Source organism: Mycoplasma sp. 06067-C1-B144P-99-0482-3, assembly GCF_051053925.1.
GTDB classification, from domain to species: domain Bacteria; phylum Bacillota_I; class Bacilli_A; order Mycoplasmatales; family Mycoplasmataceae; genus Mycoplasma; species Mycoplasma leachii.
The window spans coordinates 997286-1009429 of the sequence record NZ_CP144017.1 but is presented as its reverse complement, the minus strand read 5'-3'; the positions used below and the strand labels follow the sequence as shown (position 1 = coordinate 1009429).

Here is a 12144-nt window from a genome sequence, read left to right as displayed (position 1 = left end):
AATAAAGCCTATTTTTTTTATAAAATAAAAGTAATTTAGTGGTGATAAAATGAAAAGAAAAATTGTTAAAAAAAATTTAGCATTAGTAAAAAAGAAAAAGTTTTTTTTAGATTTTTTAAAAAATAATAATTTAGAAAATATTTATTTAAAAAATCATGATTTTAATAAGAAATCTAATATTTTATTAAATAACTTTATTATTATTTTAAAAATTCATAACTTAAATTATAAAAATTATTGAGCTAATATTTCTTTTATGAATTTTTGTATTTATTATCTTTATCATAATTTTTATCAAAGTTTATCTAATGTAAAACTTAAACAAATTAACTTAACTATAAATAAAATTGCAACAAATAGAAAATATAATAGTTTAGAAATAAATTATGAAAAACAACTATTAGAAATTGCAAAACAATATGATATTAAATTTTCAAATAGTTTTATAAACACTTATTTTAATAACCATCAAATTTATAATTATATTAGTAATAGTTTTAGTCAAATGTTTGATGAAAATAAAAAAACTCTTGCTTATAGTTATTGTTATTGATTAATTTTATTTGTTTATATTAAAAAATATTTAAGTTTAGAACTAGATTATAAATATTCATATAATTTATTTAATTTAGAAATGATTTGCAATGATCATTATATTAAAAATATTAGAAATTTAACTTTAAAGTACTTTAATCTTTTAATTATTAAAAACAATAAATGAATTAGTAAATTAGATATTAAAAGGAATAAAAAATAATGAAAAAACCAATTATTACAGTTTTGTCTTTAATTTTTATGTTTGGTTTAACTATCTTAGGTTTGTTATTATTAAATCTTTATTTTTTTACTTGACCTTTAATTGGATTTGGGATTTTTCATTTATTAGCTATTATTTGAGCTTTTATTGTATTAGCTGATAAAAAAAGAAGATTTGAAACTAGAATCAGATGATTTTGTTTTATTGTTGTTATTCCTATAATTGGAGTTTTATCTTATTTATTTTTTGGTAGATCTTATAAGTATAAAATCAATAAAAGTTACAAATTACCAGAAATTAAAAATAAGCACTTAGATAATGAATTAAAAGAGATTGATCAAATTTTAATTAATCAAGTACCACAATTTAAACGTGCTTTTAAAACAGCGATGATTTCTCAAACTAATAATATTTTTTTAAATAGTGAAGTTAAGTTTTTAAAAAATGGTAATGAATTATTTTTAAATTTATTTAAAGATATTAGTAATGCTAAAAGTCATATTTTATTAAATTTTTATATTTTTAAAGATGGTAAGTTATTAGAACAACTAACTAATTTATTAATTAAAAAGTTAAAAGAAAATGTTAAAGTTTATATAATTTATGATTTTGCAGGAAGTTATACTGTATTTGAAGAATCAAGATTAAAGTTATTAAAACATGGTTGTCAAATTGCTTGTTTTGCTCCAGTAAGATTTCCATTTATTAAATGAACAGCAAATTATAGAGATCATAGAAAAGATGTAGTAATTGATAATAAAATTGGTTATATTGGTGGAATTAATATTGGTGATGAATATATTAATTTAGATAATAAGTTTGGTTATTGAAATGATTGTTCTTTAAGAATTACAGGTAATGCTGTAAGTGAAATTCAACGTATTTTTATTAGTGATTATGATTTTTATAAACCTTTTAATAAAAAAAGATTAATAGAATCAAATTTAAATTTAAACACTATTTATCCAGTTAAATCAAAAAACCAATTAGTACAAATCGTTTCAAGTGGACCAAATCATGAAGAACCTTTACATTTATCTATTTTTATTAATTTAATTAATTCAGCTCAAAAAAGAATTTGAATCTCAACTCCATATTTTATTCCTCCTCAAGAAATTAGAACTGCTTTAATTAATGCTGCTAATTCAAAATTAGATGTAAGAATTTTAATTCCAGGTTTAACTGATAAAGCTTTTTTATTAGATCAAACAAAGCAATGAACTAGAGAATTATATAAAGCTGGAGTTAAAATCTATTCTATTAATAATGTTTTTAATCATAATAAAACTTATTTATTTGATGATGAAATTACATTTATTGGATCAACAAATCTTGATTTTAGAGCTTTATTTGCCGATCAACAAACAATGGGATTAATTTATTCTAAAAAATTAAACAATACAATTTCTAAAAAATTTGAACAAGATTTTAAAAACAGTTATTTATATGATCATTTACCAAATAAAAACATTAATTGATTTAGAAAAATCATAATTAAAATTTATAATATTATTCAACCTTTACTATAATTTTTTTAGTTTATAGAGATTATTTTTTATTCTTATTATTTTCCTACGTTTCCCACTTAGTCGCGAAAACACTCAGTTTTCAGCGACTATATTTTTTTATAAAAAAATATAATTTATTATGCTTTTATGCTTAAATATGATATAATAAAGACGTGAAGAAGTCAAGAAATGATGTAAAAAGACAATGAAGAACATCAATAGCAAGAGTTAAAAAAGGCGAATACTTATCAATTGGAGTGCCAAGACCAGATAACAAAGGTTTTGTATATAGATTAGGATATGGATATTTACATGAATTAAAACAATATCATGATGATCCGCTAGCAATTATCAAAGCAATTATTGCAAACTTTCCATTGTCTTGAACAAAAGAACAAGCAAGAACTAAATTAGATGAAAGGTTTAAAGGTTACGAAGTAGTTGAAAAACTATTTGATTATTTCAATATTTTTAATGATTGTTCTCCCACAAAATCGACAACATTAAAAGATGTTGTTTTACAGTTGATTTATCAAAGAATTAAAAATCCAATAAGTGTTTTTAACACTTATAAGACAGCAAAAAAAGAAAAAATAGACACTCATTCAAAAAATTCATTTTATAGATCATTAGACTATATAGCAAAAAACAAAGATGAAATTTTAAGAAATTTAAATGCAAAAATTTGTGCAAATACCAATAGAAAAATTGATGTATTATGATTTGACGCAACAACTACTTATTTTGAAACATTTTCTCGTGAAGGTTATAAAAAAACTGGTTATTCAAAAGATGGAAAATTTAAAGAAGACCAGATTGTTATAGGTATGGCAACTGATGAAAATGGAATACCGTTACACTACAAAATATTTCCAGGAAATGTTGCTGATTCAAATACTTTAATACCATTTATGCTTGAAATTGCAGATATTTATGAAGTTAACAGTGTAACTATAATTGCTGACAAAGGAATGAGTGTTAATAGAAATATTAGATTTTTAGAATCTAAGAATTGAAAATACATAATCTCATACAGAATGAAAGCTGGAAGCAAACAATTTAAAGAGTATATATTAGATGAAAAAGATTATATAAATGATGGTGGTTTGATATACAAAACTCGTGATATTGCATCTTCATACAATAAAAAAAGAATTAATGGACATTTTAGAAGACAAATAATTAGTTTTAGTCAAAAACGAGCAACTAAAGACAAAAACGATAGAGACATTTTAATTCAAAATTTCACTAAGAAAATGAATAAAGATAATCTTGTTTCTTGTGATGATTTAGCGGGATCTAAAAAATATAGATTCTTTAAACCTATAAACAAAGGTGCATTTTATGAACTTGACATAGAAAAAATACAAGAAGATCAAAAATATGATGGATACTATGTTTATGAAACAAACAGAACAGATTTATCAGTAAAAGAAGTTATTAATTTATATTCAAAACAATGACAAATTGAGTCTAATTTCAAGACATTAAAAGGTAAATTATCTCTTCGTCCAATGTATTTATCAACTTGAAACCATATTGTTGGTTACATTTGTTTATGTTTCATTTCATTAGTGTTTTTAAACTACATCATCTACATTCTAAATTCAAAATTAGGACTGACTGGAAAAAGCAAAATCACTGAGCATAAAGTGATTAATGTTATCAAAGAAGTTAAAGAAATTGAAGTATTTGTAAATAAACAAAAAATCGAAACTATACAAGTGTATAATGATGAGTTACAAGAAAGTTGGCAAACTTATCAAATATTATTAGAGCTTTTAACAAAAGAAAAAGTCACTTAGACATTACATTATAAAAAACATAACTTATGAGATCAAAAATTTACATAAGTATGTTTTTTTGTTTTATGCTTAAACTGGGAAACGTAGGTAATAGCGCTTATTTAGCGCTGTTTTTATTTGAAAATAAAATTTTATATATATATATATATATATATATATATAAAATTGAATTTAAACTTTATAATAATGTAAAAATTTTAAAAATCGTACATAATTAAACAAAAAACTATTTATAGGGTTGAACTAGCTTTTTATTTATTTAATTTTTGCTTTTCAAACTTATAAACCGCTAATTCTGAATCAGTTGCTAAAACAAAATGATTCTTTCCAACATGATGTCATGATGGTTGGTTGTTTTTATCATATTTATGAATGTTATGATCATAAATCGATCCAATTAAAGAACCTTTTTCACTTTCAATTGAAGGAACAGCATCTAATAAACTTTTAGTATAAGGATGATAAGCATTATTAATAATTTCATTAGTTGGTCCTATTTCTAATAAAACACCTTTATTAATTACAGCAATTCTATCTGAAATATACTCAACCATTCTTAAATCATGAGCAATAAATAATATAGTTAAATTATATTTTTTCTTTAACTCATTAAAAATATTAATAACTTGAGCTTGAATAGATACATCTAGTGCTGAAATTGGTTCATCAGCAATCAACAACTTAGGACGTAAAACAACAGATCGACAAATTCCTAAACGTTGTTGTTGACCACCAGAAAACTCTAAAGGATAACGAGACAATACACTTTCATCAAGTCCAACTTGCTTTAAAATTTCAACAATTAATCGTTGTTTACATTCTTTTTCACTTAATTCAACTAAAGTTTGTCTTTGTTTTTCTGATTCAATTAACTTGTTATAAAAGGGAGTAAAAAAATCTTTATCAGAATTTTTATACTCACCAAGTGTCTTTAATAAGTCTTTAAAAACAAGTTTATAAGAATTATCTAAATCATATGTTAATTTAGTCATTTGATCAGCATAATCAGGTATTTTAGTAGTTAATTTATCAAACTGATTAACTTGACTAACAATATTGTTATAAACTTTTTCATCAAAATCAGTAATATAAATTAATTTTGCATTTTTAGTATTTGATAATCCTTCACCAACTACAGTTTTAACATCTTTAAAAGGATTTAATGAATTAGTTGGATCTTGAAAAATCATTTGCACTTTATTAACCATAAAATTAATAATATCTTTATGCTTTTTACTAAATTTATTACCTCTATCAATATTTTTAGGAATAATTCTATCTAATATTTTAATTTGACCAAAACTATGGGGTGTTAATCCAATAATACTTCTTCCAATAGTTGATTTACCAGATCCAGATTCACCAACCAAACCTAGAACTTCTCCATCATAAATGTTTAAATTTAAATCTTTAATAGCAGTAAACTCTTTTGCACCAAACCCATAAACAATATCAAGGTTACGAATTTCAACAACGCTTTTTTTATCTTTATATGCATTTAACATTTTATTAGTACCTTTTCTAATTTGACGATATAAAACTTTTTTAAAAGGTTGTTTTTCAATATAATACTTACTCATTTATAACCTTTCTTGCTCTTGGTTTTTTAATAATTCTTTATTTTCTTTTATTTTTAGTGCAACTTTGTTATTTTGTTGTTCAGATTTAATTTTATAGTTGTTATAAACTTTATCATCTACAAAAATATCATCACCATAAAGAACATTAAGTGTTTTGTTATATTTTTTTCACAAATTCAAAATAGTTTTTGGCGGAGTATATTTAGGAGCTTGTGAACTTAATAAGTTACTTTTTACAAAATGAGTTGATGATATTTGATAAATTGGAGGCTCTTCAAAAAAATCAATATCTAATGCATAATCATTTCTAACAGCAAAAGCATCTCCTTGAATTTTATTTAAATTAGCTGGAACTGAACCACGAATAACTTCTAATTTTTCTCCTTTATTATAATCTGGCATTGAAGTTATCAATCCTCAAGTATAAGGATGTTGTGGGTTTAATAAAATCTCTTCTTTAGTTCCAGATTCAACAATTTGACCAGCATACATAATATTAATAAAATCAGCAATCGAAGCAACTACTCCTAAATCATGAGTAATAAAAGCAATAGCTATTTTAAATTGTTCTTGTAATTCTTTAATAACATCTAAAACTAAAGCTTGAACAGTTGGATCAAGTGCTGTTGTTGGTTCATCCATTACTAAAATTTTTGGTTTTAATGAAATAATACAAGCAATGGCAACACGTTGAATCATTCCTCCAGATAATTCATGAGGATATTTTTTCATAATAGCTTCAGGGTTATTAATTTTAGTTAGTTTTAAATAATTTAATGCTTGTTCATATGCTTGTTTTTTTGTTTGAACAATTTTACTTACTAACATACCTTCTATAATTTGATTTCCAATTTTCATAGTTGGATCTAATATAGACATTGGATTTTGAAACACAGCTGAAATAATTCTTCCACGTAATTTTGATTTTTCTCATTCAAGTTCATTAAAATTATGAACTTCTAATCCATACAATTTAACACTTCCAGATTCAATAATAGAATTAGAACCACTTAATCCATACAACAAAGAAGTAATTACTGATTTACCAGATCCAGATTCACCAATTAATGCATGAACTTTTCCTTCATAAATTTTTAAACTAGGTCCACGTAAAACTATATTTTTTTCTCTAGGATTAGCTGGATTTTTAAAAGATAAATAAACATCATCAATATGAGCAGCAACATTAACTAATTTTCCAAAAACTTCTTCTTGTTCAACGTTTTTAAAAATATCTACAGTTTGTTGATCATTATTTTTATTAAAAAGATTTTTAATAGTAACTAATTTATTTTTTCAATAATTTATAAACAATTGTAAATAAGACTTATTATTTTTATCTTTAATTTCAAATAAATCTAAAGGGGTTGGCATATTGTTATAAACAAGGGGTGTTTTAAACTTTTTACTATATCCTTGTTGGTTCTTAATTTCTACTTTCATATACTACCTATCTTTGTCTTAATAATGTATCTTGAACTGAGTTAGCCATTAATTGAATAGAAGTAGTTACTAATATTAACATAAATGAAGGAATTAAAACATATCTAGGAAATACAGTAAAGTTTTTAGATCCATCACTAATTAAATTGCCTAAAGTTGCAACATTTGGTATTGATAATCCAATAAATGCTAAAGAAGTTTCAGAAAGTATAATTCCTGGAATATGAAAAACAATTTCAGTAATTAATAAAGGTATTAAAACTGGTAAATAATTTAATAAAACTTTATAAGTTGGGGTTCCCAAAACTTTTGAAGCACTTACTCATTCAAATGATTTTGCTCTTAAAACTTGTGAACGCATTTGATTTGCAATTCCTGTTCAAGAAGTAAAAGATAATGCAAATACCATAACTCAAAATGTTGGCTTAATAATAATAGTAATAGTAATCAGAATAATAATAGAAGGTACATTTGAAATAATTTTAATAACAAAAGTCATTAATTTATCAAATATACGAAAATGACCCATCATAATTCCAATAAATAACCCAATAATTACTTGAATAAAAGTAGCTACAACAGATAAAGTTAATGAATATCTTAATCCATGTCATAATCTAGCTCACAAATCTCTACCTAGTGCATCAGTTCCTAAAATATGACCATTAGTAAAAAATGTTTCATTTCTATTTTCTACATTAATTGTTAGTGGATCTTTTGTAGTTAAAGGAATAATTAAAGATAAAATGATTAAACTTGACAAAATAACAAAACCAAAAACTCCAGAAAACGATCTTGAAAAACGGTAAAAGAATTCTACAAATGCATTTTTTTGATTATGCATTTTATTTGTTTCACTAAATTCTAATAAGTTACCAACTATTTGTCATTGTTGAAAAGCTAAAGGACGTAAAAGTTTATTAGGAGCTAAATTAAAACCATCAATATTAGTAGGACTTAATTCAACTCTTTTTTTACGATTATGTCAAGCTTTGAATAATTGAGATAATTTTGACATATTAAACTCTCTTTCTTACTCTTGGATCAATTACTTTATATAAAGCATCACGACATGTATATGACAAAATAGTTAATAGTGAAAATAAAATTACCATAAACAAAATAATATTAAAATCTTTTGAAGTAATTGCACTTAATAACAATCCTCCAGATCCAGTAATAAAGAAAATTTGTTCAATAAATAACGAACCAATAAAACTTCCAAAAATTACTACTGGAAAAAAAGTTGCTATTGGAAACAAAGCTGGTTTTAAAGCATGAGTTCAAACAAATCTACGCTTAGTTATTCCTTTTAAGTAAATAAATTTGCAATGTTGAGAATTTAATTCTCTATTTAGTTCAGTTCTAATATATTTAATATAAACAATAATAGAACCAAGAGATAAAGCAAAACCAGGAAGTATGTATGATGCTAAATTTGATTGATCAAAAATATATGGTATACCAGCAGATCTACCTAGTAATAACAATCATAAAGCAAAGACTAATGATGGAATTGATGAAAAAATTGAAACTAATACAGTTGCAATATGATCTGGAAGCTTATCTGGATTCATACCAACATAAACCCCTAGAGGTATTCCAATTAGTAAAGTTAACATTACTGAAAATATACCAATTAAAAAACTTTTATAAAATCTCACTCAAACAAAATCATTAATTTTTTCACCTGGAAATACAGATAAACTAATCCCAAAATCTAAATGTAGAATGTTGTATAAATAAATACCATATCTCACAAGCAATGGTTGGTTTAAACCATAATGTTCTTCAACAGCAGCTTTAGCAGCTTCATCAAGTCCAGCAGTTAATCCTGTGCTACCGGGTACTAAATTAATTAGAAAGAAAGTTGCAGTAATAACAATAAAAGCAACAATGAAAAATTCAATAAATATTCAGACAGTACGTAATAAAGAACTAATTCAAGGTGTTTTAATGTTAAAAATACGTTTATGTCAGGCAATATCGTATTTGATTTTATTACTAAAATCTACATATTGTTTATGCTCTATAGCATTTTTTGGTAATGTAGATAAATCATTAACAAAATTAGATTTTGTTTTTGATTTCATTATTCTCCCTCCTTAATATCAGTTGGTAATTTTGGATTTGGTGGAAAGGCTGTATCATATGCAAATTGTAATGAATAAGTAAATAAATTATTAGTTCCATTTACTCTTGAGATTTCTCAATAAGTATCAACTTCCATTAAAGGTACAACCGGAGCTGCATCACGAATAATTTTTTCTAAAGCTCCAATAATTCCAAACGAACTTTGCTCAGTTCAGCGTTCTTTTATTTCTTCAGCTGTAAATTGATTAGTAAAAAATGAATTAACACGTTCTGTATATTCGCTAAGTGTTTCAGTTTTAATTTCATTTTTATTATTTTTATATTTAGATTTTCTAAATGATAGTTCAAGAATTTTGTTTCATAATTTTTGATCAATACGTAGACGTTTTCTTAATTTTTCAGCTTCAATTTTATGTCTTTCATCAATAATTACGTTTCCAAACTCATCTAATTTATAACCAAATTGCTTAAAATATTGTTCATAAGTAAATGAACCAGATGGATTATTTCTAAATCCTGTAGTTTTTACATTTTTACTATCAATTCCATCAGTTCTAAAAAAGACTCTTACATAACTATAAGCATCAGATCCAAACGCATCAAAATTACGATACAATAAATCAAATTCACCTTTAGTTCTTGCATATTCATAAACATTTTCAGGCAAACTTTTAATTTCGATATTAATAAATCCATTAAATGCTTTTCTCATAAAGTCTTGTAAAGCAATACCAGCATTTTGTTGTTCATCAGTTGAATTTGAAATATATTTTAAAGTTATTGATTTAACATTAGGATGCTTTTGTTTAAACAAATCTAAATATTTTTTAGCAATATTTAAATCAAAACCTTTATCTGTTCTATCAACGTGTTCAAAATTATACGATTTTGATAAATGATCTATATGTTTATAATTTTGTACTGGAATTGGTTTTTTATCATCAACTTTTGTATACATTTCATCATGATCAAATGCGATCTCAATAGCATCTCCAAATGATGAGGAACCTTGACCAAATGCTGTTCAAGTAATAACTGGATATGATGAATTTCAACCAACAATATTTAACATTTCATCACGATTAATTGCATAATAAATCGCATTTCTTAAATCAGAATCATAAACATAACGTGAATCAGAGTTTTTATCTAAAGTCTCATATCTTTCTTGATCTAAATTAAAAGCTAGAGCAATTGTTCCAAAACCAGCAGTTTTTTTCATATACTTTCTATATTCTTCATTAGTTCAATAAGCTAATTGACTAATTGCTGGTATTCTAGTTGCAGCAATATACTTATCATCATATAAAGTAGCATTAATGTTAGGATTTGAACTAAAGAAAATTTTGATTTTATTTGAAATAGTTTTTGGTGCTAAATAATAATTTGGATTTTTACTTAACAATAAATATCCTTGAGGACCTAAAACTACTTCATCAAGATTAAATGCTCCAGTTGTTAAAAATCTTTCTTTAGTTAAACCAAAATCGTTAATTCCACCATTTAATTCAACAAATTTTCTATTAATTGGAAATAATGTTGATAACATATCTTGAACAACGTTTGAAACTGAAGTAGGTTCACTTGCTGAATATTCAACACGTAAAGAATATTCATCTAAAGCTAGTTCACGATGCCATCTATATTTTTTAGCATTAAAACTATCAATAAATTCATTTGATAAAGTATTAGTATTTCCATAAGCTTTATTTACTTCATTATTATAAGTTTTAGAATTACTTTCACTATAAGATACTGATAACTTATTCTTTAACTCTTTTGATTTTTTTAATAGTTCATCAAATTCTTTACTAAACTTTTGTCTAGGATCTGTAAATAAATATTTTTTAATTTTTACAGCTTTTCTTTGAGGAATTAATTTACGTTGTTCAACACTAAGATTTGGATTTAATCGTTCTAAGTTAGGAAGCATTATAATAGTTTCATCAGCATTTGGATCAAAATCAGGAGAATAAGGTACACTACTTAAAATTTCTTTATTTGAATAATTTCAATATAGCCTACCAGAATATAAACCTATTTTTTTAACTGCTTGTTGTAATTTATCTAAAACTTCTTTTTCTTCTTTTTTTATTTGTTCAATTTGTTGTTGAGTAAGTTTTTTATTACGATATTTATTACTATTTTTTAAAATGTGATCAATTTGAGATGCATATAATTTGTTTTTATAATTTGGATTAAAAACATCATATTGATATTTATTATCAATTTTTTTAAATTCAGGATATTGAAAAGGATTATTGTAAGTTACACCAAATTTACGTATATATTCATTTTGCAAATCAACAATAGTTTGTGCGTTTGCAAACTTACGTTGTAAGATGTTAGTTAATCTTTGCGAACCAGTTGATAAATCTAAAATATAATGAATAGCATCAATATAATCATCAGCAACTACTTCATCATTATTACTTCATCTACTTTGTCCATCATTTAATAAAATATTAGCTGATTGAACTTTATTATTACTTTCTAAAATACTTACAGGATGATAAGTACTTTTATCAGCACTTAAAGTTCCAGTAGTATTTCCAAAACCATCAAGTGCATAAAATCTACCAGTTGGATTTTTTGATGGCTCTTTAGTTTGAAAATACTTATCAATAGTTGTTATTCCTTTTTCAAAATCAGATTCAACTAATTTAACATCATTATTATATGTTCCCATTGGAATTTCAGGAATAGATAAAATTCTTTTTAAATTTTCACTAGGACCAGATTTTAATGGTGCTTCAACCAAACTTGGTAACACTTTACTAACAGATGCAAATTTAATGTAGTTTAAAGAGTTAATTGGTTCAGCTACTAAACCTAAATCATAATTACGAATAGTTTTTTTAGCTTTTAAATTAATAACAGCTAAAGGAACAATTATACTAACTAGAGCAGTTGAACCAGTAAAAAGAATTAAAAATTTAGTTATTTTTTTCATAATT

The 12144-nt window shown here is 24.1% G+C and carries 8 protein-coding genes; 3 read left to right on the top strand and 5 right to left on the bottom strand.

From position 1 onward, the window contains the following. Window positions 1-49: 49 nt before the first annotated feature. The 3 genes from V2P32_RS04410 to V2P32_RS04400 all read left to right on the top strand — a co-directional run bounded on the left by V2P32_RS04410 (window position 50) and on the right by V2P32_RS04400 (window position 4070). Entirely contained in the window at window positions 50-757 is a 708-nt protein-coding gene (locus tag V2P32_RS04410; RefSeq protein ID WP_434343473.1) for a hypothetical protein, read from the top strand. Continuing rightward, window positions 757-2286, top strand: a complete 1530-nt coding sequence (gene cls, locus V2P32_RS04405) for a cardiolipin synthase (protein WP_434343472.1) — start codon at window positions 757-759, stop codon at window positions 2284-2286. Before V2P32_RS04410 ends, cls begins: the two co-directional genes overlap by 1 nt. A 152-nt stretch (window positions 2287-2438) precedes the next feature. Continuing rightward, complete coding sequence (locus V2P32_RS04400; RefSeq protein ID WP_434343471.1) at window positions 2439-4070, top strand: IS1634 family transposase; 1632 nt, start codon at window positions 2439-2441, stop codon at window positions 4068-4070. Between the two features lie 251 nt (window positions 4071-4321). Here the strand turns inward: V2P32_RS04400 and V2P32_RS04395 are convergent, their stop codons facing one another. Genes V2P32_RS04395 through V2P32_RS04375 form a run of 5 tightly spaced genes read right to left on the bottom strand, consistent with a single transcriptional unit; the run spans window position 4322 to window position 12140 of the window. Further along, window positions 4322-5650, bottom strand: coding sequence for an ABC transporter ATP-binding protein (locus V2P32_RS04395; RefSeq protein WP_434343470.1), 1329 nt, complete (start codon window positions 5648-5650; stop codon window positions 4322-4324). After that, complete coding sequence (locus V2P32_RS04390; protein WP_434343469.1) at window positions 5651-7093, bottom strand: ABC transporter ATP-binding protein; 1443 nt, start codon at window positions 7091-7093, stop codon at window positions 5651-5653. It lies immediately after the preceding gene. 7 nt (window positions 7094-7100) lie between these two features. After that, window positions 7101-8111 (bottom strand): ABC transporter permease, encoded by a 1011-nt coding sequence (locus V2P32_RS04385; RefSeq protein WP_434343468.1) that lies wholly within the window; start codon window positions 8109-8111, stop codon window positions 7101-7103. A 1-nt stretch (window position 8112) separates the two neighbouring features. Next, on the bottom strand, window positions 8113-9186 hold the full coding sequence (locus V2P32_RS04380; RefSeq protein WP_434343467.1) for an ABC transporter permease: 1074 nt from the start codon (window positions 9184-9186) through the stop codon (window positions 8113-8115). Continuing rightward, window positions 9186-12140 carry an ABC transporter substrate-binding protein gene (locus tag V2P32_RS04375; protein ID WP_434343466.1) on the bottom strand — a complete coding sequence of 985 codons (2955 nt, stop codon included), beginning with the start codon at window positions 12138-12140 and terminating at the stop codon, window positions 9186-9188. The genes V2P32_RS04380 and V2P32_RS04375 overlap by 1 nt, the downstream gene beginning before the upstream one ends. Window positions 12141-12144: the final 4 nt, after the last annotated feature.